The organism is Pseudomonas helleri (genome assembly GCF_001043025.1).
GTDB lineage: Bacteria > Pseudomonadota > Gammaproteobacteria > Pseudomonadales > Pseudomonadaceae > Aquipseudomonas > Aquipseudomonas helleri.
Map to the genome: position 1 here is coordinate 1 of NZ_JYLD01000016.1, position 25,274 is coordinate 25,274.

At 60.6% G+C, this 25,274-nt stretch carries 20 protein-coding genes; 16 read left to right on the plus strand and 4 right to left on the minus strand.

Annotated elements, in window-relative coordinates; genetic code table 11:
• Positions 1 to 2,496: RHS repeat-associated core domain-containing protein (locus TU84_RS21315; RefSeq protein ID WP_048372623.1), on the plus strand; the 2,496-nt coding region annotated here is incomplete at its 5' end.
• 56 nt (positions 2,497 to 2,552) lie between these two features.
• Here TU84_RS21315 and ssuD read toward each other — a convergent pair.
• Both ssuD and msuE read right to left on the minus strand, forming a co-directional pair.
• A complete protein-coding gene (gene ssuD, locus TU84_RS21320; RefSeq protein ID WP_048372625.1) occupies positions 2,553 to 3,698 on the minus strand; it encodes an FMNH2-dependent alkanesulfonate monooxygenase in 1,146 nt (381 codons plus the stop codon).
• A gap of 10 nt (positions 3,699 to 3,708) precedes the next feature.
• Positions 3,709 to 4,272: an FMN reductase gene (gene msuE / locus TU84_RS21325; protein ID WP_048372627.1), complete on the minus strand. Its 564-nt coding sequence runs from the start codon at positions 4,270 to 4,272 to the stop codon at positions 3,709 to 3,711.
• A 406-nt stretch (positions 4,273 to 4,678) separates the two neighbouring features.
• On the opposite strand from msuE, the gene TU84_RS21330 reads away from it, so the two are divergent.
• Positions 4,679 to 5,779: a polyamine ABC transporter substrate-binding protein gene (locus tag TU84_RS21330; RefSeq protein ID WP_048372629.1), complete on the plus strand. Its 1,101-nt coding sequence runs from the start codon at positions 4,679 to 4,681 to the stop codon at positions 5,777 to 5,779.
• A gap of 108 nt (positions 5,780 to 5,887) precedes the next feature.
• Here TU84_RS21330 and alr read toward each other — a convergent pair whose 3' ends face one another.
• Complete coding sequence (alr, locus tag TU84_RS21335) at positions 5,888 to 7,120, minus strand: alanine racemase (protein WP_048372631.1); 1,233 nt, start codon at positions 7,118 to 7,120, stop codon at positions 5,888 to 5,890.
• A 121-nt stretch (positions 7,121 to 7,241) separates the two neighbouring features.
• Positions 7,242 to 8,612 (minus strand): aminotransferase-like domain-containing protein, encoded by a 1,371-nt coding sequence (locus TU84_RS21340; RefSeq protein WP_048372633.1) that lies wholly within the window; start codon positions 8,610 to 8,612, stop codon positions 7,242 to 7,244.
• A gap of 132 nt (positions 8,613 to 8,744) precedes the next feature.
• Between TU84_RS21340 and TU84_RS21345 the strand changes: the two genes are divergently transcribed.
• From TU84_RS21345 to TU84_RS21410, 14 genes are all read left to right on the plus strand, one after another.
• On the plus strand, positions 8,745 to 10,031 hold the full coding sequence (locus TU84_RS21345) for a hydroxymethylglutaryl-CoA reductase, degradative (protein WP_048372634.1): 1,287 nt from the start codon (positions 8,745 to 8,747) through the stop codon (positions 10,029 to 10,031).
• 132 nt (positions 10,032 to 10,163) lie between these two features.
• Entirely contained in the window at positions 10,164 to 10,628 is a 465-nt protein-coding gene (locus TU84_RS21350) for a hypothetical protein (RefSeq protein ID WP_048372636.1), read from the plus strand.
• Positions 10,625 to 12,013, plus strand: a complete 1,389-nt coding sequence (locus TU84_RS21355; protein WP_048372638.1) for a tripartite tricarboxylate transporter permease — start codon at positions 10,625 to 10,627, stop codon at positions 12,011 to 12,013. Before TU84_RS21350 ends, TU84_RS21355 begins: the two co-directional genes overlap by 4 nt.
• Before the next feature lie 68 nt (positions 12,014 to 12,081).
• Positions 12,082 to 13,032, plus strand: coding sequence for a LysR family transcriptional regulator (locus tag TU84_RS21360; protein WP_048372640.1), 951 nt, complete (start codon positions 12,082 to 12,084; stop codon positions 13,030 to 13,032).
• Positions 13,033 to 13,332: 300 nt separating this feature from the next.
• On the plus strand, positions 13,333 to 15,831 hold the full coding sequence (locus tag TU84_RS21365; protein ID WP_053225287.1) for a TonB-dependent receptor plug domain-containing protein: 2,499 nt from the start codon (positions 13,333 to 13,335) through the stop codon (positions 15,829 to 15,831).
• A gap of 95 nt (positions 15,832 to 15,926) precedes the next feature.
• Positions 15,927 to 17,387, plus strand: coding sequence for an FAD-dependent oxidoreductase (locus TU84_RS21370; protein WP_048372644.1), 1,461 nt, complete (start codon positions 15,927 to 15,929; stop codon positions 17,385 to 17,387).
• On the plus strand, positions 17,384 to 18,358 hold the full coding sequence (locus TU84_RS21375; protein ID WP_048372645.1) for an ABC transporter permease: 975 nt from the start codon (positions 17,384 to 17,386) through the stop codon (positions 18,356 to 18,358). Before TU84_RS21370 ends, TU84_RS21375 begins: the two co-directional genes overlap by 4 nt.
• Positions 18,355 to 19,266, plus strand: coding sequence for an ABC transporter permease (locus tag TU84_RS21380; protein WP_048372647.1), 912 nt, complete (start codon positions 18,355 to 18,357; stop codon positions 19,264 to 19,266). Before TU84_RS21375 ends, TU84_RS21380 begins: the two co-directional genes overlap by 4 nt.
• Positions 19,263 to 20,276, plus strand: coding sequence for an ABC transporter ATP-binding protein (locus TU84_RS21385; RefSeq protein WP_048372649.1), 1,014 nt, complete (start codon positions 19,263 to 19,265; stop codon positions 20,274 to 20,276). Before TU84_RS21380 ends, TU84_RS21385 begins: the two co-directional genes overlap by 4 nt.
• Positions 20,266 to 21,252, plus strand: coding sequence for an ABC transporter ATP-binding protein (locus TU84_RS21390; RefSeq protein ID WP_048372650.1), 987 nt, complete (start codon positions 20,266 to 20,268; stop codon positions 21,250 to 21,252). Before TU84_RS21385 ends, TU84_RS21390 begins: the two co-directional genes overlap by 11 nt.
• Before the next feature lie 17 nt (positions 21,253 to 21,269).
• Positions 21,270 to 22,838: an ABC transporter substrate-binding protein gene (locus TU84_RS21395; protein WP_048372653.1), complete on the plus strand. Its 1,569-nt coding sequence runs from the start codon at positions 21,270 to 21,272 to the stop codon at positions 22,836 to 22,838.
• Entirely contained in the window at positions 22,838 to 24,097 is a 1,260-nt protein-coding gene (locus TU84_RS21400; protein ID WP_048372654.1) for an acyl-CoA thioesterase/bile acid-CoA:amino acid N-acyltransferase family protein, read from the plus strand. The genes TU84_RS21395 and TU84_RS21400 overlap by 1 nt, the downstream gene beginning before the upstream one ends.
• On the plus strand, positions 24,094 to 24,609 hold the full coding sequence (locus TU84_RS26385; protein WP_048372657.1) for a CMD domain protein: 516 nt from the start codon (positions 24,094 to 24,096) through the stop codon (positions 24,607 to 24,609). The genes TU84_RS21400 and TU84_RS26385 overlap by 4 nt, the downstream gene beginning before the upstream one ends.
• Entirely contained in the window at positions 24,606 to 25,187 is a 582-nt protein-coding gene (locus TU84_RS21410) for a peroxidase-related enzyme (protein WP_048372659.1), read from the plus strand. The genes TU84_RS26385 and TU84_RS21410 overlap by 4 nt, the downstream gene beginning before the upstream one ends.
• Positions 25,188 to 25,274 lie beyond the last annotated feature (87 nt).

A 25,274-nucleotide genomic window follows, 5' to 3' on the forward strand; every position in this document is an offset into this window, starting at 1 on the left:
CTGCTGACCACGAGCGTGGATGCCGGCTGGCGGCTTGCCTGTCATGACGCCGCCGGGCAGTTGCGTGATAGCTGGGACGGGCGCGACACCCATCGGCGCTTTACCTACGATGAACTGATGCGACCAGTGAATGTGTTCGAACACGAACCGCCGCTGTGCGTGGAGCGTTTTACCTACGCGGGTGCCGACGAAGAAGACGCCCGCCACAACCGCTGCGGACAACTGCTTCGCCACGATGATCAGGCGGGCAGCCTGTGGCATGACGCATTTGCCCTCAGCGGGCAGCCGCTGAGCGAAGCCCGGCAATTCTGCACCGCACTGACGCCGCCCGAGTGGCCCGAGTCTGAAGCCGATCTCGAAGACACGGCTTACACCACACGCTGGCGTCACGATGCGCTGGGCGCTGTTATCGAGCAGACCGACGCCCTTAAGCATGTGCAGCGTTTTGAATTTGATGTGGCCGGGCAACCTTTTGCATCCTGGCTGGACGACGTTGCCCTGCTCAAAAGCACGACCTACAGCGCTTTGGGTCGAGTAGAAACTGAGCAGGTAGGCAACGATGTGACGACCACGGCCTATTACTCGGCGCGGGACGGCCTGCTGTCCAGCCTCAAGGCCAAAAGATCAGACGGTAAGACGCTACAGGACCTGCACTACCAGTACGATCCGGTAGGCAACATCACCCGCATCGAAGACCTTGCGCAGCCGGTGCAATGGTTTGCCGGGCAGCGTATTCAGGCAGTCAGTACGTACGCCTATGACACGCTCTATCAATTGATCAGCGCCACCGGTCGCGAAAACGCCAGCCAAACCATCGGCCCGAACCTGCCGGGGCTGGAGATTTTCGGCCCGGTAGATGACAGCCGTTGGCGCACTTACAGTCAGACCTACAGCTACGATAGCGGCGGCAACCTGACCCGGCTCAAGCACGCTGCCGGGACTGGCAATAGCTACACCCGCGAAATGGTCGTCGACGCACGCAGCAACCGCAGCCTGTTCAAGGACGGCTCACCTATAGAATTTGCAAAAGCGTTTGATGCCAACGGCAATCTCCAGGCTTTGGCCCCAGGCCAACTTATGCAGTGGGACAGCCGCAACCAGTTGCAGCACGTAACGCAGGTGCAGCGCGAAGATCCCGATGGTCAGGACGACGATACGGAAACCTACATTTATGACGGCGGCGGCCAGCGCGTGCGTAAAGTGCGCCGTGCCAAAACCCGTGTCGGTGAACAGATCAGCGAAGTGCGCTACTTGCCGGGGCTGGAGATCCGCAGCCGCACATCGGGCGAGCAATTGCACGTGGTGCTTGCCCAAGCGGGGCGTAATGCCGTGCGTTTGTTGAACCGGGAAAATGGCCAGCATCAACACCGTTACAGCGTGAACGACCACTTGGGCAGCAGCACGCTGGAGCTGGATCAAAACGGCGAGTTGCTGAGTCAGGAAAGTTACTACCCCTACGGCGGGACGGCCTGGTGGGCGGCAAAAAGTTCACTGGAAGCCCGCTACAAGGTGATTCGTTATTCGGGTAAAGAGCGAGATGCGACCGGGTTGTATTACTACGGCTTCCGTTATTACGCACCGTGGTTGCAGCGCTGGATTAATCCGGACCCGATGGGCGAAGTCGATGGTTTGAATGTATTTCGATTTGTTCTCAATTCACCTTTGTCATGGATGGATTCTGCAGGGGCAATCTCCTTACCTGTCAACGATGCGATAGAACAAGGTGTTCGATTAAAACGCTCTTCAATAGCGTTTGTTGCAAGAGGGCTGCAAGAGTTTGAAGCGCTCGGCGAAACGGGGAGCGAATTGGCAGGAAAACTTCGTGACGCGCAAACGATGGCGGTCGATATTCTGAGCTCAGCGATTGAAAGTGTATCCAGTCCCCAGCAAAGCAAAGTTGCTCATGCAGCGATGTCGCTTTTTCTGGGCGGCACGGCTGTGAGTGGTCGGACTCAAACAGAGTTGCGTGAGGGCTTCGAAAAACTGAAAAGCATGCAACTATCACGGATCGAAAAGGGTAAAGATCGGATAGTGATCTATGAAGAAGACAGCAAAACTGATGCCTTTGTGGTTAAAGTCGACACTGAACGTCGAATCTTTATTAAACAATCCACTATCCAGACCAGTGATATAACGTCGCTGGCCAGGCAGTTAATTCATGAGGAGTCGCATCTTGAACTGGGAACTTATGACGCCTTTTATATGCCGGTAAAGAATTTTGGTTACCCGGATAGTGATGAAGCATTGTTTGATACGCTTAAAACAGCTATGGCTATAAGTCGTGACGTGGGCAGCAAAGGAGAAAATAGTAAAGCGGTACGCAATGTTGAAAAATACAGGGAGGTGATGGCTAAAATGCCGACACCTGTCGCAGGAAGTTGTACGGAAACTGCAGCAAATCATTGGGTATTTCTTAATAATGCGGATTCTTGGGCGCATCTCGCTATAGGCATGGCAAAGCCAAGTGTAATTTCTAAATATGGCCCTAAAAAATAACCGAGGCGCTTCGGGGTTGAACTAGCCGGATATTATCCGGCTAGATGCAGGTTCGATCAGGGTTTGGCCTGGCCTGGCAGCACATCATTGGCGATCATTTCGCCAAAGGGCCCGGTCAGGTTGGTGATGCCGCGACCCGCCAGGCTGGCGTAAGGTTCTGGCAGCAGCGGGAACACCAGTTCGGCAAAGCGATAGGCTTCTTCCAGGTGCGGATAACCCGAGAAGATAAAGCTTTCGATGCCCAGGTCGGCGTATTCCTTGATGCGTTCTGCCACCTGTTGCGGGTTGCCCACCAGCGCGGTGCCGGCGCCGCCGCGAACCAGGCCGACGCCTGCCCACAGGTTGGGTGAGATCTCCAAATTGTCGCGCCGCCCGTCGTGCAGCGCAGCCATGCGCCGCTGGCCTTCGGAATCAAAGCGCGAGAAGGACTTTTGCGCGGCGGCTATGGTTTCGTCGCTGATGTGTTCGATCAGGGTGTCGGCGGCTTTCCAGGCTTGCTCCTCGGTTTCACGGACAATCACGTGCAGACGAATGCCAAAGCGTACGGTGCGGCCCAAGCGTGCTGCGCGTTCACGCACATCGGCGATTTTCTCGGCCACGGCTGCAGGCGGTTCGCCCCAGGTCAGGTACACGTCAACCTGCTCGGCGGCCAGGTCATGAGCAGCGTCGGACGAACCGCCGAAATACAGCGGCGGATAGGGTTTTTGTACCGGCGGGTACAGCGCCTTGGCGTTCTGCACGTGCAAGTGCTTGCCTTCAAAGTCGACCGACTCGCCTTGCAGCACCCGGCGCCAGATTTTCAGAAACTCATCCGACACTTCGTAGCGTTCGCTGTGGCTGAGGAAGCTGCCATCACCGCGGTTTTCATCCGGGTCGCCGCCGGTCACCACGTTAATTAACAAGCGCCCGCCGGACAGCCGGTCCAGGGTGGCCGCCATGCGCGCCGACACGGTCGGCGAGATGATCCCCGGACGAATCGCCACCAGATAACGCAGGCGCTCGGTCAACGGTACCAATGCCGAGGCGATGACCCACGAGTCTTCGCAGGAGCGTCCCGTCGGGATCAAAACGCCGTAGTAGCCCAGGTCATCAGCCGCCTGGGCGACTTGTTTGAGGTAGTTGAGCGTGACCGGGCGAGCACCTTTGGTGGTGCCCAGAAAGTGGCCGTCACCGTGGGTGGGGAGGAACCAAAACACATTCATGAAGAAGTCCTTAAGCGATTTTCAGCAAAGGTGTGGCCGAGGCGCCAAACAGCGGCGCGGCACGTTCTGCAGCAAGGCGGATACGAGCCTGCAAGGGCTCGCTGATTATTTGGTAATTGGCGAAATCAGACTCGGTGGCATACACGCCGATCGGCAGCGTCAACGCCTGGAAAAAGCTGAACAGCGGACGCAACTGGTGTTCGAGCACCAGCGCATGGCGATCGCTGCCACCGGTGGCGGCCAGCAACACCGGGGTGTCGATCAGGCCGTTGATATCCACCAGATCGAACAGGTGCTTGAGCAGGCCGGGGTAGGAGCCGCGATACACCGGGGTGGCGATGATCAGCAGGTCAGCGTTTTCAATCGCCTGGATCTCGGCATCGACCTCAGGGCTCAGTTCCTGGCGTGACAAGGCGCCGCCCAGTTGCCGGGCAATAGTGCCCAGCTCAATCAAGCGGCTTTCGATAGTGAGCCGGGTTTGCAGTTCATCGAGAATGGCCTTGGCCAACACCAGAGTGCGCGAAGGGCTGTACGCCCCACCCGAAACGACGACGACTTGCAGCGCGTTAGACATGTTCGAATCCTTGGCTAGTGTTCAGCAGACTGTGGACAGGTACTCCCTGTCAGCAATCTCCGTACCAACAGGCAACCCCCTGTAATTCGGGGGGTTGGCCTGAGGCGGGCAAGGCGGGAGCTGTTGATTGAGTGGTTAAGTGCAGATTTGCTGTTTGATTTGCAACAGTTGCTGGATGAACACTTGGGCGATGCAAGAGGGCGATGGCGGACATAGATTCGGACACAAACAATGGCCGTAACGATCCCTTTTTGGCCTGCCTACCCCTGTGAACCGCTCCAGCGGTCGGCAAGAATCAAATCAACTTATAAGAGTTGTCTTCCTGACCCTTGCCCTTTTTGCGGGCTGCTGCCGTGTACAAAACATAACAACTATCGATCTCACGCCAAAGATGGGGAATACATTCATGAGCACGATCAAACGCTTACTGGGCGCCACGGTATGTGGGTTATCACTGTTGGCCAGCGCGGTGCAAGCCGATCAGCGCGAATTGCGGGTGTACAACTGGGCGGACTACATCTTGCCGTCAGTGCCCAAAGACTTTGCCAAGGACACCGGGATCAAAGTGACCTGGGACACCTTCGACACCAACGAATCGCTGGAAGCCAAGCTGCTGACCGGCAACTCGGGCTATGACCTGGTGGTGCCGTCCAACCAGTTCCTCGACACCCAGATCAAGGCCGGGGTGTTTCAGAAACTCGACAAATCCAAGCTGCCCAATTGGCAGCACCAAGACCCGCAATTGCTCAAGCTGCTGGAAACCAACGACCCCGGCAACCAGTACGCCGTGCCCTACATGGTTGGTACAGTGTTGATCGGTTTTAACCCGGCCAAGGTCAAGGCGGCCCTGGGCGACGACGCGCCGGTGGACAGTTGGGACCTGGTGTTCAAGCCCGAGAACATGGCCAAGCTGAAATCCTGTGGCGTCGCCATGCTGGATTCGCCATCGGAGATCTTGCCGCTAGCCTTGCATTACCTGGGCCTGGACCCGAACAGCCAGAACCCGGCCGACTATGAAAAAGCCAAAGAGCTGATGCTGAAGATTCGCCCGTATGTCACCTACTTCAACTCGGCCAAATACATGACCGATATCGCCAACGGCGACATCTGCGTGGCCATTGGGTACTCGGGCAGTTTTTACCAGTTTGGCAACCGGGCCAAAGAAGCGAAGAACGGGGTGGTAGTGGACTGGCGTTTGCCAAAAGAGGGCGCGCCGATCTGGTTTGACACCTTCGCTATCCCTAAAAGCGCCAAGAATGTCGAAGAAGCGCATGAATTCCTGAACACCTTGCTGGAGCCCAAGGTGATTGCGTCGATCAGTGACTTTTTGGGTTACCCGAACGCCAACAAAGACTCGCTGCCACTGATCAATAAAGACATCACCGGCAACCCGAACCTGACGCCGACGCCAGAAGCGTTGAAATCACTGTATGTGGTGCAACCACTGCCACAAAAGCTGGAGCGTGTACGGACCCGCACCTGGACCAGCATCAAATCGGATAAATAACCGCCCAAACCCTGTAGGAGCGAGCTTGCCTCGCGATCTCTTGATCTTTTAAAAGATCGCGAGACAAGCTCGCTCCTACAAGGTGTCATGCCCCAGATCGGGGGGGGCTTAGTCTTCGATCAAGACTTTAGGGTTGGAGTTGCCCCATACGGTGTACAGGTCAGCCAGCAATGCGCCGTTGATGTCTTCAACTTCGCTCTGGCTGATCTCTGCGTCGCCCTGTTTGCCGAACAGCACCACTTCATCGCCGCTTTTGACGTCCGGCGCATCGGTCACGTCAACCATCAAGGTGTTCATCGACACTTTGCCCACCACCGGCACGCGGTGGCCGTTGATCAGCACGATGCCCTTATTGGTGAACGCACGGCGATAGCCGTCGGAGTAACCGACCGTAATGTTCGCCAGCTTCGAATCACGCGCCAGGGTGTAGGTGCGGTCGTAGCCGACGGTATTGCCTTTCGGGTAGCTGTTGACCGAGGCCACGTGCGACTTAAACTGCATGACGCGCTTGTAGTCGGTGTGCGAAGGCACCGTGTCACCGAACAGCGCGCCGCCTGGGCGGACCATGTCCAGGTGCGACTCAGGCACTTCCAGGGTGGCGAATGAGTTGGCCGCATGCAGGGTGATTTTGCTGCGATCCAGCTTGGCCTCTTTGATCAGCCACTGTGCCTGTTCGTTGAAGGTCTTCAAGCCCGCGCGCACGTCATCGGCGTCTTCCACGGCGAAGTGGGTCATGATCGCCCGCACTTGCAGGTTCGGTATTTTGGTGATGGCTACGGCATCGCTGCGGCCTTGAGCGGTGCTCATTTCTACGCCGTTACGGCTCATGCCGCTGGAGTTCAAGCCCAGGTGCACGACGAGCGGACGGCCGTGTTTTTCGGCAATTTGCGCGGCTTTCTTAGCGAAATCGAGGTTGCCGACCAACTCTTCCATGTTGTACGGCAGCGCCGCTTCCAGCTCGCTGAGGGCGGCGGTGCGCACGCGAATCAATTGGCCTTTGTAACCGCTCTCGCGGACCACGCGGGCTTCTTCGTTGCTGGCAACGCCGACGCAAGGTACGCCGGTGGCGATGATCGAAGGCATCAACAAACCAATGCCGTGTCCGTAGGCATCAGCCTTGAGCACCGCACAGATTTTCGATTTGTCGCCGAGGGTGTCTTTCAGGACCTGAATATTGTGTTCAAACGCGGTTTTGTTTATTTCAACCCAGGCGTTGCTGTCTTGGGTGTTCACCTGCGCGACGCCATTGCTCATGGTCAATGGTGGAGCGGCGAAGGTCGGGGTTTGCAGCAATGTCATGCCCAAAGACAGGGCGAGCAGGGTGCGAGCGAAAGGGAGCATGCGAGTTTCCATACTTTATTGTTAGGGAAGGGATTTAAAACGCCGGCGATACTAGGGGCGGGCTGCTGGAAAGTCACGCCTTGGGCCGCGTATCTGTCAGGTTGTGTCGTTATACCGTCCGTCAGCCCTTGAACAGCGCTTTAAGCAGCGGGTCGTTCAGATACGCCACGTTGAGTCGGGTCCAGGGGTTGGTGCGTGATTGCTCGGGAGAAAAGATGTGCCCCGGCGCGATCATGAAGCCCTTGGGCTGCAATTGGCGGGTCAGTTCCTTGGCGTCGTCGATGTGGGCAAAGCGTGCCCACAGGTACAAGCTTTGTTGCGGGCGGCAAAACACCTCGGCGCCAATCTCATCGAGCATCGCCAGCCCGGCAGCGGTGGCGGCTTGCAGCCGTTCTTGCAGGCGAATCAAATGGCGCAGGAAATGCCCCTCGGTAAGGATCACGTCCATGGTTCGCTCACACAGTTCAGAAGAGCTGGTGTGCAACAACATTTTCAAGTCGCCCAGCTCATCAATCACGTCCTTGCTGCCGGCGATAAAGCCTACTCGCAGCGCCGCAGACACCGATTTGGAAAAACTGCCCACGTACAGTGAACGCTGCAGTTGATCGAGCGCAGACACCTTGATCGCAGACGCCGGTTTAAAGTCGGCCAGGGCATCGTCGTCAACCAGAATGAAGTTGTGTTGCTGCGCGAGCTGCACCAGCCGATGGGCCTTGCCCGGCGAGATATCCGAACCGGTCGGGTTGTGGCCCACCGACTGGATAAAAAACAGTTTCGGCTTGTGGCTGCGCAGGTGTTGCTCCAGCACCTGCATGTCCGGGCCATCAGCCAGGCGCGGTACGCAGAGCATGTGGGCGCCTTGCAGTTGCAGCTTGCCAAACAGCGGGTAATAGCCGGGGTCTTCAACCAGCACCGTATCGCCATGGGCAATAAAACGCCGGATGATCAGGTCCAGCGCATGGTTGGCGCCGTGAGTGGTGACGATCTGGCGGGGGCTGGCGGTGATCGAATAGCTGGCCAGTTTTTGCGCCAGATGCTGACGCAGGCTGGCATTGCCCAGGCGGTTGCCATAGCGAAACAGCGTGTTGACCTCGGTGCGCATGATCTGGCGGGTGAACTTGTCCAGGCGCATGTCCATCAGCCATTCCACCGGCGGGAAGCCTTCACCGAGCGGCGAATGCCCCGGTTCACGGACGAACTGCTGGCGCATCAGCCAGATTGTGTCCATGGCCCGCGCATAGGGCTGCGGTTCGTCCGGTTCGCTGTGGTTGGGGCTGCCCTGACGGACAAAAAAGCCCTGGCCATGGCGCGGTTCGACCAGCCCTTGGGACGCCAGGGCTTCATAGGCATTGATCACGGTATTTTTCGAATGGCCGAACAGGCGCATGCATTCACGCAGTGACGGCAGGCGGTCGCCCACCCGATAAGTGCCATTGCCGATCTGTTCGACCAGTGACGCGGTCAGTTGCTGAGCGAGTGTCAGACGCACCATGGTTGGCCATCCTGCTGTTTTTTAGCGAGGGTACAGCTTGGGTACTGTTTGTGCGAACTGTACCTTTCATGCGGGCACAGGGCGCTTTAGGGTGGCGCTCAAAGACAACAATAATGACCACAGGATTGAACCATGAGTATTGATTCGCGCCTTCCCAAGTTCCGTAGCCTGGCGCCCGCCGAGCGTTTGCAGCACCTGCAAGCGCTGCTCGACCTGCCCGCTGATGACGTCGCGCTGTTGCGTGAGCCGGGTGCCCTGGCGCTGGAGCGGGCTGACGGCATGATCGAGAACGTGATCGGCACCTTCGAGTTGCCCTATGCCGTCGCAAGCAACTTCCAGATCAATGGCCGCGACGTGATCGTGCCCATGGTGGTCGAGGAACCTTCGGTGGTGGCGGCGGCCTCCTTTATGGCCAAGCTGGCGCGGGAGGCAGGCGGGTTTCAGACCTCCAGTTCGTTGCCGTTGATGCGCGCGCAGGTACAGATCGTTGATGTCGCTGACCCGTTCAATGCGCGCCTGAGCCTTTTACGGCGCAAGGACGAAATCATCGAGCTGGCGAACCGCAAAGACCAACTCCTCAACTCGCTGGGCGGCGGCTGCCGGGACATTGAAGTCCACACCTTTGCGCAAAGCCCGCGTGGGCCGATGCTGGTCGCGCATTTGATCGTCGATGTGCGTGATGCCATGGGCGCCAACACGGTTAACACCATGGCCGAGGCGGTCGCGCCGCTGATCGAAGAAATCACCGGGGCCAAGGTGCGCCTGCGCATCCTTTCCAATCTGGCTGACTTGCGTCTGGCCCGTGCGCAAATCCGCATCGCCCCCGAGTTGCTCACCACGCCTGCATTCAAGGGTGAGGAGGTGATCGAAGGCATTCTCGACGCTTACAACTTCGCGGTGATTGACCCGTACCGCGCCGCCACCCACAACAAGGGCATCATGAACGGCATAGACCCGTTGATTGTCGCCACCGGCAATGACTGGCGGGCGGTGGAGGCGGGCGCACATGCTTACGCCTGTCGCAATGGCCATTACGGCTCGCTGACCACCTGGGAGAAAGACGGCCAGGGCAACTTGGTGGGCACCCTGGAAATGCCCATGCCGGTCGGGCTGGTGGGCGGCGCCACCAAAACTCACCCTCTGGCGCAGTTGTCGCTGCGCATATTACGTGTCGAGAGTGCTCAGGAACTGGCGGAAATTGCCGTAGCAGTCGGGCTGGCACAAAATCTCGGTGCGCTGCGGGCGCTGTCGACCGAAGGCATCCAGCGCGGGCACATGGCCTTGCATGCGCGCAACATTGCGCTGACGGCGGGCGCCAAGGGTGAAGAACTCGACTGGTTGGTCAAGCAGATGGTCGAAGCCCGCGACGTGCGCGCGGATCATGCGGCGGCACTGCTCAAGCAAAAACGCGGGCTGTGATGTAAAACACCACTTCATCTGTAGGAGCGAGCTTGCTCGCGAGCCTTTAAAAGATCGCGAGCAAGCTCGCTCCTACAGGTATTGGGGCATCTCTCTTCACCTCCATAACAATAAAAGCAGTGGGAGAATTCTTTGAAACCTGAACTCTATGAAGTCTGGGGTGACACGGTTGATGTGCGCCATCTGGTGTACGCCATTGTGATTGGCGCCATCGTCAGCCTCAGCGCGTTTTTTACCGCACAGCACTTTTTGCTTGAGTGGGTGGCCTCCGCACAGATGGCCCGGGCCTACGCCATGCTGGTGGGCATTGTGGGTTGTCTGGTGGGCGGGGCAATCAGTGCGAGCCTGTTCAAACCCAAGCGCCATGTAGTCGAGCACGAGGCAGACCCGGCCTGGCGCAGCCAGATCCTGAAGGACTTGCAAAACGAGTTTGGTGACCTTGGGCGTTTGGCTGACCTGCCCCCCGAAACCATTGCCGAACTCAAGGAGATGGACCTGTACGAGCTGTTCGTGGACTACGAGAAGGGCTTGCACAACGTCGGGGATGCCCCGGCACCAGCGGTCGATGGCCTGGCTGCCAATGGAGGCCGCTCATGATCGTCTCATTGTTCGATCAAGTGCTGATTGCCCTGGGCATGGGCATTCTGGGGGCGGTGATTTTTGCCGCCATCGGGCTGATTTCCGGCAGCGACGAAACCACCACCCTGGCACCGCTGACCTTGCTGGTGGTGCTGCTGGGCGTGCCTGCGCCGGGGGTGCTGACGTTCTTTCTGGCCGGTGCGGTGGCCAAGCACATGACCCACGCTGTGCCCACGGCGCTGCTGGGGATTCCCGGTGACACCATGGCCACGCCGTTGATGCGCGAGGCCAACTTTTTGCGCAACCTCGGGGTGCCGCACATTGCCTTGCGCAAGATGATTTCCGGGGCGGTGATTGCTGCGCTGATCGCCGTGCCCATGGCGGTCCTGTTTGCGGTCATGCTGGCGCCGTTTGGCGACACCATCAAGCGCTCGGCGCCGTGGATTTTCCTGGCGGCGGCGATTGCCATTGCGTGGTTTTCGAAAGGGCGGCTGGCGGCGGTACTGGCCTTGATCCCTTTTGTGCTGATCATTCTCGGCCTGCAAACCCTGACCGGCCAATACGGGGTCAAGCTCACCGTCAGTTACTTTCTGGGGATCGCCATCGGGCCTTTGATTGCAGCCCTGTTCGCGATGATGGCCCCGGCCGAGCGCGAGAACATGCGCCGCAGTGAAGTGCGCACGTTTTCACTGTCGCCTGATGTAAAAAGCGGCGGTGGCTTCTTTCCCAACCCGCTCAAGGTTCTGGACCGCAAACAAAGCCTGTGGACCGGGATCACCGCTGTAATCTCCAGTGCCACCTTCGTGTTCAGCCCGGTGGCCATGACCGTGATCATGGGTGAACTGGTCGGCTCGCGGGTCAAGCATGTTTACCACCGCCTGACCACAGTGATTACCGCGCGCAATGGCGTGACCGAGTCCACCTACATTGCCGAGGCGCTGATCCCGCTGATTGCCTTTGGCTTGCCACTGAGCCCGGTGGCGGCGGGCCCGGCAGCGCCGTTGTTCAACGCGCCGCCGCGCTTTAGCGTGGACTCGGCCTCGGGCGAGGTGCACAACCTGCACTCGTTGCTCAGCACCTGGGAGTTTCTCGGCTATGGCATGTTGGCAGTGGTGGTGGCCTTGTTGATCGCCTATCCATTCACCATGAACTACGCGTATCGCGCGGCGTCGTACGTGTCGCGCAAAATCAGCCACGAAGCGGTAATCGCGACGTTTGTCGGGTTGATTCTGGTGATCGGGATCTGGGAGGGCGGTTTGCTTGGCTTGCTGGTGATTGTCACCGTTGGCCTACTGGGCGGTTTTCTCTCGCGCTTTCTGGGCTTCAACATCGGCGTGCAGTTCATGGGGTATTACACCGCGGTGCTGACCGTACCGGCCCTGGTTGCGCTGTTGGCGGGCTGAGTGACCTGCCCCGAACCGGCGGTGCTGTGTACACTGCATCGCCTCAGGTCATGTCAAAGGAGATCTCGGTGGATCTACGCCAGTTGGAAGCGTTTGCTGCGGTCATGTCGGCGGGCAGTGTCACGGGGGCAGGGCAGATGCTCGGGCGCTCGCAGCCTACCGTGACCCGGCTGATACAGGAGTTGGAGCATGAACTGGGGTTTGCCCTGTTCGAACGCAGCGGGCCGAAAGTCACCCCGACGCAAAAGGCGTTCATGCTCTCGGCTGAGGTCGAGAATGCCCTGCAAGGGGTGCGTCACGTGCAGCAGCGGGCACTGAGCATTGCCCGTGACGAAAACCTCAGTTTGCGTCTGGTGGCCACCCCGGCCCTGGCCTCGGGCCTGTTGCCGCCTGCGCTGGCGCAGTTGCCACCGGGTTTGCAGCCGCAACAACTGCAAATCCAGAGCCTCAGCGCGCAAGAAGCGGTGCAGGCGGTATTGGCCAAAACCGTGGATCTGGGGGTGGTCAGCTTGCCGCTGGAACATCGCGGCCTTGAGTTGCACTGGATTGGCGAAGCCGCCTGCGTGGCGGTGCTGGCGGCCGACTCGCCGCTGGCGGCAGAGCCGGTGCTGAGCATGCAAACCCTGGCACAACAGACCTTGATCAGCATCTCCAACCCGTTCCGCTTCCGCCGACGCATCAACCGCGCGTTCGAAGCCGCCGGGGTTGAGCCGCAGCACATTCTTGACACCAACACCTCGCTGACCGCCATGCAAATGGCCCGCGTGGGGCTGGGCGTGGCGCTGGCCGACCCGTTTACGGCCTTTGGCGTGCCATTGAACGGCGTCGTGGTGCGACCGATTGAAAGCAACGTACCGTTCTTTTTTGGCTTGATCTCGGCCTACGCCACACCGTTATCGGAAGTGGCCAAGGCGTTGGTCGAAACCCTCAAGACCTCATCCCAGGCCTTGCTGCCAGGCATGATCGTGCACCCGGCCAGCAGCCATGATGCGTTGATGCAAAGCATCTACGCCGGTTAAACCCTTCCCGTGTAGGAGCGAGCTTGCCTCGCGATCTTTTAGAAGGTCAAAAGATCGCGAGGCAAGCTCGCTCCTACAATTTTTATTCTGAAAAGTAATATTCATATCCTTTTTTGCCAGTTGATGGAATAACCGCTGCTCCTTAGTATTCATTTACCGCATTCAATGCGCTAATGAATCATGAAAATGAATTGAAGGCTGCCAACACAGACCTTCAGCTTCGCGGGCATCCAGCCGACCTCGGCAAATCGCCGCAAGACGTGTTTTAACTTTTTTGGCGATTTATCGGGGAGTTTGCATATGCAATCCGGCGCTTCATCGGCTTCACTTTTTACCCCGGCAGCCCTCGCGCTGACCGGCCTGTGCCTGGTCAGTGGACCGGTAGCGGCACAAGAAGATGACGACAAGGCTCACGCTAAAACGGAGCCGGTCATGCAAACCGTGGTTTCGGTCGGTAACCGCGGTACTCAGCGCACGGTGGCTGAAAGTGCCGTGCCGATCGATGTGATCAGCGGCCAGGAACTGCTCAAGCAAGGTGCGAGTACCAGTTTGCGCGATGCCCTGGCGCAAACCCTGCCTTCGTTCAACGTGGCCAAGGTGACCGGCGGCGCCTACAGCAACGTGGCCCGTTCGGCCGGTTTGCGCGGCCTGGGTGGCGGCTATGTGCTGGTGCTGGTCAATGGCAAGCGCCGCCATGGCGGTTCAGTTGCCTCGGAAAACTCGGTGCTGTCCGAAGGCTGGAACCCGGCCGATCTGGATCTGATCCCCATCAGCGCCATCGACCGCGTGGAAGTGCTGCGCGACGGTGCGGCAGCGCAATACGGTTCGGATGCCATCGCCGGGGTGATCAATATCATCCTCAAGTCCAACAGCAGCGGCGGCAGCGCCAGCACCATGGCCGGGCGTCGTTCGCATTATCACAGCGGGGTGGGCTCCAACGGTGAGACCTATCAGCAGACCTTCGATATCGGTTTGCCGCTGCCCAATGACGGCTTTTTCAACTTCGCCCTGGATGCCAAAAAGCAGGACAGCACCAAGCGTTCCGGGGTGGCCACCGGCAGTTTTTACTACCCGGTGAATGGCCAGCCTGACCCGCGTGAAAACACCATCGACAAGCGCACCTATGGCGGTGGCCTGCCGGAGATCGAGCAGCTCAACGTGTCGTACAACGCCGAGTTGCCGCTTAACGATTCGATCTCGCTGTACTCCTTCAGCACGGTCGGCCAGCAGGATGCGCTGGTGTCTATCGCTTATCGTCGCCCCAACGGCAACACCATCATCAACGAGCTGTACCCGGACGGCGTGGCCCCGGATTTCACCTTTGACAGCTTTGACTACCAAAGCGTGTTCGGTGCCCGTGGCGATGATTTGGCGGGCTGGGGCTGGGACTTGAGCACCTCATACGGCTCGAACCGGCAGAAGCAAAGCACCAAAAACAACCTCAACCCGTCGTTGGGGCCGGACAGCCCGCGGCACTTTGACCTGCAGACCAACACGTTCACCCAGTGGACGACCAACCTGGACCTCAACCGCAAGCTGGACATCGGCACGCGCAACCCGCTGAACTTTGCCACCGGCCTCGAATACCGTTTCGAGCAGTACCGCACAGAGTCCGGGGACGCCGACTCTTATGCCAACGGCGGTTACCGTTACCCGCAAGGCCACCCGCGGGCGGGGCAGTTGTCGGCCATCGGTGCGCTGGGCAATTATTTGCTGCTGCCCGAGGACGAAGTCAATCTGCGTCGCAGCAACTCGGCCGCTTATGTCGACCTGGGGCTGGATGTGACGGACAAGTGGTTTGTCGGCGCCGCGGGGCGTTTTGAACATTACACCGACAGCTCGGGCAATACCTGGACCGGCAAGCTGTCGACCCGTTATGCCTTTACCCCGGAGCTGGCTGCACGAGGTGCCATCAGCACCGGTTTTGTTGCGCCGTCGATGGTGCAACAGGGCTACGCCAAGACCGGCTTGGGCCGTCGCACCGTGGGCAATGAAACCCAGGACATCATGATCAAGCGTGTGCAACCCAACTCGGCGATTGGCCGGGCGTTGGGCGCTGAAGACCTGGATCCGGTGAAGTCTGAAAGCATCTCGGCGGGCCTGACCTGGAGCCCGGTGCAGAACCTCAACATCGCATTGGATGCCTACCTGATTGACCTGCAAGACCGTATTGCACTGATCAGCCCGCTGTCGGGCCCGGCAGTCGACAAGATCCTCGCGGCCAATGGTTTTTCCCATGTGCAGCAGGTGCAGTACTACGCCAACGCCTTTGACACCCGCACCAAGGGCCTGGATCTGGTGGCCGACTACACCCAGCACCTGGACCGTTACGGACGTTTGCGCTGGAACCTGGGGGCGAACTGGAACAAAGCCACCATTACCGACCTCAAGGCCAATCCCGGCCAGTTGCAAAGCCTCGGCCTGTCGCGTTTTGAGCGCACGGAGCTGGGCGGTGTGACTGACCTGGTGCCCAAGAGCAAGTACATCGTCGGTGTGAACTGGCAAGTCAGCGACTGGGACATTGGCCTGCGCAGCACCCGTTACGGCAAGGTCAAGCGCCTGGGCAGCGGCACCAGCGGCATTGACGAAACCTTCAGCGCCAAGTGGATCACCGATGTCGACGTGAACTACGCCCTGACCGACAACATCACCGTGTCTGTGGGGGCCGACAACGTGTTCAACGTGTACCCGGACAAGCACCAGATCATTGATGTCTCCGGTGGCTCGTACTACTCGTCGATCTCGCCGTTTGGCTCTTACGGGGCGTTTTACTACGGCCGTCTGAACATCGATTTTTAAACCCGGGGCCAACGCCTGGCCCGCCCTTCGCAGGATCTGCCGCAGTCTGCGGCAGATCCTGCGAAGCGTTCATGACTTTAATAGAGATACCGACAATGCCCCACACCACAGCTCCCATTGGCCTGCCAGCCCTCGAAGCGCGCCTGCGCGAGGATTTGCAGTGGCTCGATTTACCGGCTCAGCCGTGGGTCAAACCTCGTCATCAAGAAGGCCAGTTGCTGCTTGAAGTGGCCGTGATTGGCGGGGGGATGGCCGGGTTGGCGCTGGCAACCGAGTTGCGTCATCTGGGGGTGAAGGCGGTGGTGTTCGACCAGTCCGAAGAAGGCTTTGAAGGGCCGTGGGCGACCACGGCACGCATGCAGACCCTGCGCTCGCCCAAGCAATTGAGCGGCCCTGCATTGGGTTTGCCAGCCTTGACCTTTCGGGCCTGGTTTGAAGCCCAGTTCGGCCTGGCCGCGTGGGAGCAACTGGACAAGATTCCGCGCCTGCAATGGGCTGAGTATTTGCGCTGGTATCGGCATGTGCTACGCCTGGATGTGCGTAACCGCCACCGCGTGACACGGGTGCAACCGAGGGCGGACGGCTGCGTCGAACTGAGTATTGATGCCGACGGGCAAGCCCTTAACGTCTCGGCCCGGCACGTGGTGCTAGCCACCGGTCGCGATGGTTTGGGCGGGCCTTGGGTACCAGAAGTGGCTGACGCGCTGCCCCGTGAATACTGGGCGCACTCGGCTGACGGTTTGCAGGACCACTGGTTTGTCGGCAAGCGCGTGGCGGTGATCGGCGGCGGCGCCTCGGCCATGGACGCTGCCGGTACTGCGCTGGAGGCGGGCGCCCGGTCGGTGGACGTGCTGGTCCGGCGTAAGGATTTACCCCGTATCAACAAGGGCAAAGGTGCCGGTAGCCCGGGCATGACCCACGGTTACTGGCGCCTGCCGGATGACTGGAAATGGAGCATCCGCCACTACCTCAACCTGCAACAAGTGCCGCCGCCGCAGGGCAGTACGTTGCGCGTGTCGCGGCACGCCAACGCGCGGTTCTTGCTGGGCAGCCCGGTTGAATCGGTGGCGGTGCACGCCGATGGCAGCCTTTTGCTACAGACGCCGACCGCCCATTTGCACTACGACTTTCTGGTGTTTGCCACCGGCTTTCGCAGCAACTGGGCTCTGCGCCCGGAGTTCTCGCCGTTTGCCCCGCACATCAAACTGTGGAGCGACCGTTACAGCGCACCGGCCGGGCAAGAAGATAATGAGTTGTCGCAGTTGCCCGACCTGGGGCCGTTATTCGAATTTCTCGAACGTGTGCCTGGCTCCTGCCCGGGGCTAGACCGCGTGCATTGCTTCAGTTACCCGGCAGCGCTGACTTACGGCGGTGTGTCCGGTGATATTCCGGCCATCAGCGAAGGCGCCAAGCGCATGGCTCAAGGGTTGGCCGGGCAATTGTTCAACGACGATATCGAACTGCATTTCGAGGCGATGCAAGCCTATGCCGAGCCGGAATTGAAGGGCGATGAATGGCAGCCGGGCATCCTGCGCGCCGAGGAGTTGCGCACATGACCGGATGGTTGTTGCGGCGGCTGGGGCAAGCCTTGCTGGTGATGCTGCTGATGACCCTGATTGTGTTCGTCGGGCTCAATGCCATCGGCAACCCGGTGGACATTCTGATCGGTGAAGACCTCAATCAGGCCGAGCGCTTGCAAGCGATTGCCCGGCTGGGCCTGGATCAGCCGCTGTGGCAGCAATACCTGAATTTTCTCAGCGGGATTGTGCACGGGCATCTGGGCAAGAGTTATGTCTATCACGAAGACGCCCTGCAACTGATTGTGCAGCGCCTGCCCGCGACCTTCGAACTGGCGTTCAGCGCCTTGTTGATGGCCATCGTCATCGGCGTGCCGCTGGGCCTGTTTGCCGGGTTGTACCCGGATAGCAAGGCGGCGCGGCTGATGATGGCGGGCAGCATTATCGGGTTTTCGCTGCCGGCTTTCTGGGTCGCCTTGATGCTGATTCTGCTGTTCTCGGTGCACCTGGGCTGGTTGCCCGCCAGTGGCCGTGGCGAGACGCGGGAATTGTTTGGCATTCAGTGGTCATGGCTGACCCTCAATGGCTGGCAGCATTTGTTGCTGCCCGCGTTGAACCTGGCGCTGTTCAAAGTCTCGCTGGTGCTGCGCCTGACCCGCGCCGGGGTGCGTGAAATCCTCCCCCAGGACTTCGTCAAATTCGCCCGGGCCAAAGGCTTGTCGCCCAAGCGGGTGATTGTGATGCACGTGCTGCGCAATACCTTGATCCCGCTGGTCACCGTGCTGGGGCTGGAGTTGGGCTCGACCATCGCCTATGCGGTGGTCACCGAAACCATCTTTGCCTGGCCCGGTGCCGGCAAGCTGATTCTGGACAGCATCAACAACCTCGACCGGCCGGTGGTGGTGGCGTACCTGCTGGTCGTAGTGGTGATTTTTGTGAGCCTCAATCTGCTGGTGGATGTGTTGTATCGCGTGCTGGACCCGCGTGTCCGTCTGGAAGGTGCGCAATGACCGCCCTGCAAAACCCGCCGCGCGTGTTGCGCGTCGAATCGTTGTGGCAACGCGGTGCGCTGGATTTTATCCGCTCGCCTTTGGCGATGGTCGGCCTGCTGATTTTGCTGTCGATCACCCTGGCCGCGCTGTTTGCGCCCTGGATCACCCCGCAAAACCCTTATGACCTGATGCAACTGGACGTTCTCGATGCGCGCTTGGCGCCCGGAGCGCACAGCGCCGAGGGGGCTTACACCTATTGGCTGGGCACGGACGGGCAGGGCCGCGACCTGTATTCGGCGATTGTTTATGGCTTGCGCATCAGCTTGCTGGTGGGCGTGGGCTCGGCCTTGATCGCGGCCGTGATCGGGACGTTGCTGGGGCTGATTTCGGCGTATGCAGGTGGTTGGGTCGACGGGTTAGTTATGCGTCTGGTGGACCTGCTGCTGTCGTTTCCGGGGATTCTCATGGCGCTGATGATCCTCGCCTGGCTGGGCAAGGGCGTGGGCAACGTGATGCTGACCCTGGTGCTGCTGGAGTGGGCCTATTACGCCCGCACGGCGCGGGGCCAGGCGCTGGTCGAAAGCCGCCGCGAATACGTCGAGGCCGCACGCGGGCAGGGCATCAGCCGCTGGCGGATTCTGGTGGGGCACATTCTGCCCAACTGCCTGCCGCCGCTGATTGTGATCGGCGCCTTGCAGATCGCCCGCGCCATCACCCTGGAAGCGACCCTGTCGTTTCTCGGCCTCGGTGTGCCGATCACCGAGCCGTCGCTGGGCTTGCTGATTGCCAACGGCTTTCAATTCATGCTCGGCGACGAATACTGGATCAGCGTGTTCCCCGGCCTTGCGCTGCTGTTGACCATCGTCGCGATCAATCTGGTGGGCGACCGTCTGCGTGATGTACTCAACCCGAGGCTGCAACGATGAATGCATTCCCGCAAGACGTACGGCCTGCGACCCTTGAAGTGCGCAACCTGTCGACCTCTTTCCATACCCGTGACGGCGTGCTGCCCGCCGTGCGTGAGGTCTCCTTGCGCTTGCAGCCGGGGCAGATTCTGGGCCTGGTGGGTGAGTCAGGTTCGGGCAAGTCGGTGACCGGTTTTTCGATCCTCGGGCTGGTGGATGCGCCGGGGCGAATCAGCGGCGGAGAGATTATCTTTCAGGGCCGCGACCTGACCCGGTTATCAGCCAAAGAGCTGCGCCATTTGCAGGGCAATCGGATCGCCATGATTTTTCAAGACCCGATGATGACCCTCAACCCGGTGCTGCGCATCGATGCACAAATGATCGAGGCGGTGCGCGCGCACAGCCCGATGAGCCGTCGCGAGGCGCGCCAGCACGCCTGTGACACCTTGGCGTCGATGGGCATCGCCAGCCCCGAAGAACGCCTGCGCGCCTACCCGCATCAGTTGTCTGGCGGCATGCGCCAGCGGGTCGCCATTGCGATTGCCTTGCTGCACCGCCCGGACCTGATCATCGCCGACGAGCCGACCACGGCGCTGGATGTCACCATTCAGGCGCAGATCCTGGGCGAGGTGCAGAAGCTGGTACGTGAGCAGGGCACGTCGCTGATCTGGATTACCCATGACCTGTCGGTGGTGGCTGGGCTGGCCGATCAAGTGGCGGTGATGTACGCCGGGCGCATTGTCGAGCAGGGCAGTGTCGATGCGGTGCTCGACCGCCCGCTGCACCCGTACACCCAAGGCCTGATCGACAGCCTGCCAAGCCGTAATCAGCGTGGGCAACGCCTGCGGCAGATCCCCGGCATGGCCCCCAACCTGTTGTCGATGCCCGCTGGTTGCGCCTTTGCCCAGCGTTGCAGCCGGGCCAGCAGCGCGTGCAGTGAATTGCCGCCCGCCGTTGAAATTGAACCGGGGCGCAGCCTGCGCTGCTTTCATCCCGCCGTCTATGAAGCTGGAGCTGCCCATGGCCAATGAATCCGTGCCTTTGATCGAACTTCGCCAGGTCAGCAAGCAATTTGGTCAGGCACCTGGTGGCCTGCTGCAACGCTTGGGCTTGAGCCAGCCACGGCCCTTGACCCGCGCCGTGGACAACGTCGACCTGCGCATCGCCCGTGGCGAAGTGGTGGGGCTGGTGGGTGAGTCCGGCTGCGGCAAGTCGACCTTGGGGCGCATGGTCGCGGGCCTGCTGCCAGCGTCCAGCGGCAGCGTCAATGTCGAGGGGCAGCCCTATGAGTCCTTGAGTGCAGGTGCGCGGCTCAAGGTGCAAATGATCTTTCAGGACCCTTACGCCAGCCTCAATCCACGCTTGCGGGTTGACCGCATTGTCGGTGAGGGCGCCTTGCGCCAGGGCCTGACCAGTCGCAGCGATTTTGACGACTACGTCAGTGCGCAACTGCGCCGTGCCGGGTTAAGCCCGGAGCTGCGTCAGCGCTATCCGCATCAATTCAGTGGCGGCCAGCGCCAGCGCATCGGCATTGCCCGGGCCCTGGCGGTGCAGCCTGAGTTGCTGGTGTGCGATGAGTCGGTGGCGGCGCTGGACGTGTCGATTCAGGCGCAGATCCTCAACCTGTTTATGGACCTGCGCGAGCAACTGGGCCTGACTTACCTGTTTATCAGCCATGACCTGGGCGTGGTCGAGCACCTGTGTGACCGGGTGGTGGTGATGTACCTGGGGCGGGTGGTGGAGTCGGCCACGGTGGATGAACTGTTCAGCCGCGCCAACCACCCGTACACCCAGGCATTGCTGGCGCAGATCCCGCGTTTCGAGCTGCGCCGCAGCCAGTACCAGGCCATTCGCGGCGAAATGCCCAGCCCGCTGAATCCGCCGTCCGGTTGCCACTTTCACCCGCGCTGCCCGCACGCCAGCCAACGTTGCCGCGAACAGGCGCCGACGCTGCGTGAAGTGTCGCCGGGGCACCTCAGCGCCTGCCATCTCAACCTTGTTTCTTGAACCTTCGGATACCTGCCATGAAACCGCTGCTGCTTACGTTACTGACCGCTGCACTGTTGACCGGCGCGGCGGGGGCCAATTCCCAATCCCTGCGCATCGCTTACGCCGATCCGGTGTCGTCGCTGGATCCGCAATTGAACAACCACGCCGGTGACCGTTCGCTGGCGCTGCATGTGTTTGAGTCGTTGCTGGAACGTCGCGATGACAAGACCCTGCCGGGGCTGGCTGAAAGCTGGAAAACCGTGGATGCCACCACGTGGGAGTTTTACCTGCGCAAGGACGTCAAATGGCAGGATGGCCAGCCGCTGACCGCCGATGACCTGGTGTATTCCCTGCAACGGGCGCGTAACGTTCCCGGCAGTGTGGCGCCGTATTCAAGTTCGCTGCGCACGGTCGAGTCGGTAAGCGCCCCTGACCCTTACACCTTGCGGGTCAAGACGTCTGAACCCAATCCATTGCTGTTGCAAAACATCGACTCGATTTACATCGTCAGCCGGCATGTCGGTGAACAGTCCAGCACAGCCGACTACAACAGCGGCAAGGCGATGGTCGGCACCGGGCCGTATCGGCTGGTCTCCAATGCCCAAGGCGACCGTACCCTGTTTGAACGCAACACCGGCTACTGGGGCAAGCCTGCAACGTGGGACACGGTTGATTACCGTTACATCGCCAACCCGGCCAGCCGCACGGCCGCCTTGCTGGCGGGGGACGTGGACGTGATCGACAAGGTGTCGCCCTCGGACGTGAAAAAACTCAGCGCCACCCCGAGTGTCAGCGTCTTTGCCTACCCCGGCTTGCGCGCGTTGCTGATTCAGCCGAGCTTCCGTCCGGGCCCCAACGAATTCATTCGCGACAATGCGGGCAAGCCGCTGGCGCAAAATCCGCTGCGTGATGTGCGGGTCCGCCAGGCGCTGTCGCTGGCCATCAACCGCAAGGCAATCGCTGAGCGCATCTTGCAAAACACCGTGACCCCGGCCAACCAGTGGATGCCGGCCAACACCTTCGGCTACAACCCGGCGGTCACAGACATCGCCAATGACCCGGCGCAGGCAAAAAAACTGCTGGCCGAGGCGGGCTACCCCGACGGCTTCCAACTGACCGTGCACGTGCCGGGTGATCGCTACCCGCTGGCCCCGGAAACCCTGCAAGCCGTGGCGCAGTTCTGGGCGCGCATCGGGGTCAAGGTTGATCTGCAAGTGGTGCCGTGGTCGGTCTACGCCAGCCGCGCCAACAAAAACGAATACGCCGTCACAGTGATCGCCTGGGGCAACGGCACCGGCGAGGCCAGTTACGGGCTGGCCAACGTGCTGGCCACGGCTGACGCCAACAAAGGCCTGGGCTCATCGAACTGGGGGCGCTACAGCAACCCGCTGGTGGATCAGGCGTTGCAACAGGCCTCGGCCGAGTTTGACGACAGCAAGCGCGAGGCCATTTTGCGCGAGTCAGTCAAGCTTGTGACCGACGACGTGGGCGTGTTGCCGCTGTTTCATTACCAGAACATCTGGGCGGCGCGTAAAGGGCTGCGGGTCGAGCCATGGCTCAGTGACCGGACCACGGCGATGATGGTTACCGAGGAAAAAAAGTAATGGCGCACCTGCATATCACCCCGGCCGACGGCTTGCTCGATGAGCCCCGGCAGATTGTCCTGGAAGGCTTGGCAGCGGGCGCACGGGTAACCTTGACCAGCCAGACCGTGCGCGGCAACGGGCTGCTCTGGCGCAGTTCGGCGACGTTTATCGCCAACGCCCAGGGCTGGGTTGACCTGACGCAGGACGCGCCGGTGGCAGGCGATTACGCCGGCGTTTCGGCCATGGGCCTGTTGTGGAGCCAGCGGCCCGAGCAGGGGCGAAGCTCGGCGGTGTTTGCGGACGCCGTGCTGGAGCCGCTGCTGACCCGCATCCAGCTGCAAGGCAGCGACCTGGAACACATCCTGATCCAGCGCTTGGCTGCCCCCGGCGTGACGCGCCGTGACATTCGTGAAGACGGTCTGGTCGGCACCTTGTTTGAGCCCGCAGGCGCAGGCCCGCACCCGGCCGTGATGGTGCTCAATGGTTCTGGCGGCGGGATCAACGAAGCCCGCGCCGCGCTGTATGCCTCGCGCGGCTACAGCGCCTTGGCGCTGGGTTACTTCAAGGCGCCGGGCCTGTCGGATTACATCTCCAATACGCCGCTGGAGTACTTCCAGCAGGGCTTGGCATGGATGCGCCGTGAACTGGCCCCGGCCCATGACTTTATCGCCCTCAGCGGGCAGTCGCGCGGCGGTGAACTGGTGCTCTTGCTGGGCAGCCTGTTCCCGGACGCGGTGAGCGCGGTGATCGGTTACGTGCCCAGTGCGCTGGTGCATGGCGGGCAAGCAGCGGCAGACCCGGCCGTTGGCCGCGATGGCCCGGCCTGGCTGTTAAACGGGCAGCCTTTGGTGCATCTGTGGAACCACAATCGGCATGCCTCATGGGCCGCCCGCGATGCCGGGCAGCGCAATGCCGTGTCGATGAATACCGCGCTGCAAGACGAAGAGGCCGTGGAGCGGGCACGGATCGCCGTTGAGCGCATCCGCGGGCCGGTGCTGTTGCTCACCGCAGGCGACGATGCCGCCTGGCCATCCAGCCATTTCGGGCAGATGGTCAGCCAGCGCCTTGCCCGGTTCGAACACCCGTGGCCGGTGGCTCAGCACGATTACCCGCAGGCCGGGCACAGCATTTTGCTGCCGTACATTCCCGCCACCTACAGCGACGACGGCGAACCTTCAGCCAATGCCCAGGCCAATGAGCAATCGTGGCAGGCCGTCAGGGATTTTCTGCATAACGCCGTGGCGGCACGCCGGGCGCAATCCAAGGAGTTGCAATGAACAGTTCTGCTACACCCGATCTGCTGGATCGGTTGTTACTCACGGCCGGTGGCCCGGTGCAACAGTTGCGTCAGGTCAGGGGCAAAGTGGTCAGCGCCACGCAAGGCAGTTACGAGGCGTTGTTCGATGCCGACTTGCCCGGCAACCTCAGCCTGGAAGAGCGCTTGCTGGTGGCCTGGTATGCCTGTCGATTGACCCCGCATGCACCCTTGGCCGCGCATTACCGCGAACCGCTGCACCTGTTGGCGACCGACCCGCAAACCCTGGCGGCTGTCGAGCAGGACACATTGACCCAACTGCAATCGCCGCGCTTGCAGGCGGTGCTGGGCTTTACCCGCACGTTGGTGCGCAACCCGGTTGAGGGTGACCGTGAGGCGCTCAATGCATTGCTGGCCGCAGGCCTTGAGACCATCGACGTGGTCACGTTGGGGCAGTTGATTGCCTTTATTTCCTACCAAGTGCGCCTGGCGGCGGGCCTTAGCGCACTGCAAGCACTGGAGCCTGCGCAATGAGCGAGTCATTGGATATTCAAGGCTTCACCAACCGCACCTTGGGCTGGAAGGCCTGGCTGCCGACTCTTGATCCGGCGCAAGCCAGCCCTGCGCAGCAGGCGGTGCTGGAAGAGAGTCACCCGCAGGCGAAAGTGTCGCAGTACTACCTGATGCTCATCCACCAGCCTGAGGTGCTGCGTCAGCGTTCATTGGCCTTCAACGCGATCATGTATGCGCCGGGCGGTTTGTCCCGTGCCGAGCGCGAACTGACCAGCGCCGTGGTGTCGCGAATCAACCAGTGTGTGTTTTGCGCTTCGGTGCACGCCCAGCGGTTCGAACAACTGGCCAAGCGCAACGACGCCATCGCCCAGGTGTTTGCCGACCCGCACACGGCGGGCACCACGCCACGGGAGCAGGCGATTGTCCAGTTTGCCATTGACCTGACCCTGGCCCCCGGTGACTTGCCGCCCGAGCGGCTCTTGGCATTGCGCGAACAGGGCCTGAATGACGGTGAAATACTCGACTTGATCCACGCTATTGCCATTTTTGCCTGGGCCAATCGCTTGATGCTCAACCTGGGCGAACCGGTCTGGCCTTGATTGATCATTGGTTAGACCGTTTATTTCTTTCAGGTCTTTAGATATTCCTCGAATGAATATCTATTGCGTCGGTATCGCTGTAGCAGC

Bases quoted from the DNA above. Each gene is read 5' to 3' on its own strand.
- ssuD (WP_048372625.1), bottom strand. From the start codon at position 3,698: ATGAATGTGTTTTGGTTCCTCCCCACCCACGGTGACGGCCACTTTCTG.
- msuE (WP_048372627.1), bottom strand. From the start codon at position 4,272: ATGTCTAACGCGCTGCAAGTCGTCGTCGTTTCGGGTGGGGCGTACAGC.
- TU84_RS21330 (WP_048372629.1), top strand. From the start codon at position 4,679: ATGAGCACGATCAAACGCTTACTGGGCGCCACGGTATGTGGGTTATCA.
- alr (WP_048372631.1), bottom strand. From the start codon at position 7,120: ATGCTCCCTTTCGCTCGCACCCTGCTCGCCCTGTCTTTGGGCATGACA.
- TU84_RS21340 (WP_048372633.1), bottom strand. From the start codon at position 8,612: ATGGTGCGTCTGACACTCGCTCAGCAACTGACCGCGTCACTGGTCGAA.
- TU84_RS21345 (WP_048372634.1), top strand. From the start codon at position 8,745: ATGAGTATTGATTCGCGCCTTCCCAAGTTCCGTAGCCTGGCGCCCGCC.
- TU84_RS21355 (WP_048372638.1), top strand. From the start codon at position 10,625: ATGATCGTCTCATTGTTCGATCAAGTGCTGATTGCCCTGGGCATGGGC.
- TU84_RS21365 (WP_053225287.1), top strand. From the start codon at position 13,333: ATGCAATCCGGCGCTTCATCGGCTTCACTTTTTACCCCGGCAGCCCTC.
- TU84_RS21370 (WP_048372644.1), top strand. From the start codon at position 15,927: ATGCCCCACACCACAGCTCCCATTGGCCTGCCAGCCCTCGAAGCGCGC.
- TU84_RS21375 (WP_048372645.1), top strand. From the start codon at position 17,384: ATGACCGGATGGTTGTTGCGGCGGCTGGGGCAAGCCTTGCTGGTGATG.
- TU84_RS21380 (WP_048372647.1), top strand. From the start codon at position 18,355: ATGACCGCCCTGCAAAACCCGCCGCGCGTGTTGCGCGTCGAATCGTTG.
- TU84_RS21385 (WP_048372649.1), top strand. From the start codon at position 19,263: ATGAATGCATTCCCGCAAGACGTACGGCCTGCGACCCTTGAAGTGCGC.
- TU84_RS21390 (WP_048372650.1), top strand. From the start codon at position 20,266: ATGGCCAATGAATCCGTGCCTTTGATCGAACTTCGCCAGGTCAGCAAG.
- TU84_RS21395 (WP_048372653.1), top strand. From the start codon at position 21,270: ATGAAACCGCTGCTGCTTACGTTACTGACCGCTGCACTGTTGACCGGC.
- TU84_RS21400 (WP_048372654.1), top strand. From the start codon at position 22,838: ATGGCGCACCTGCATATCACCCCGGCCGACGGCTTGCTCGATGAGCCC.
- TU84_RS26385 (WP_048372657.1), top strand. From the start codon at position 24,094: ATGAACAGTTCTGCTACACCCGATCTGCTGGATCGGTTGTTACTCACG.
- TU84_RS21410 (WP_048372659.1), top strand. From the start codon at position 24,606: ATGAGCGAGTCATTGGATATTCAAGGCTTCACCAACCGCACCTTGGGC.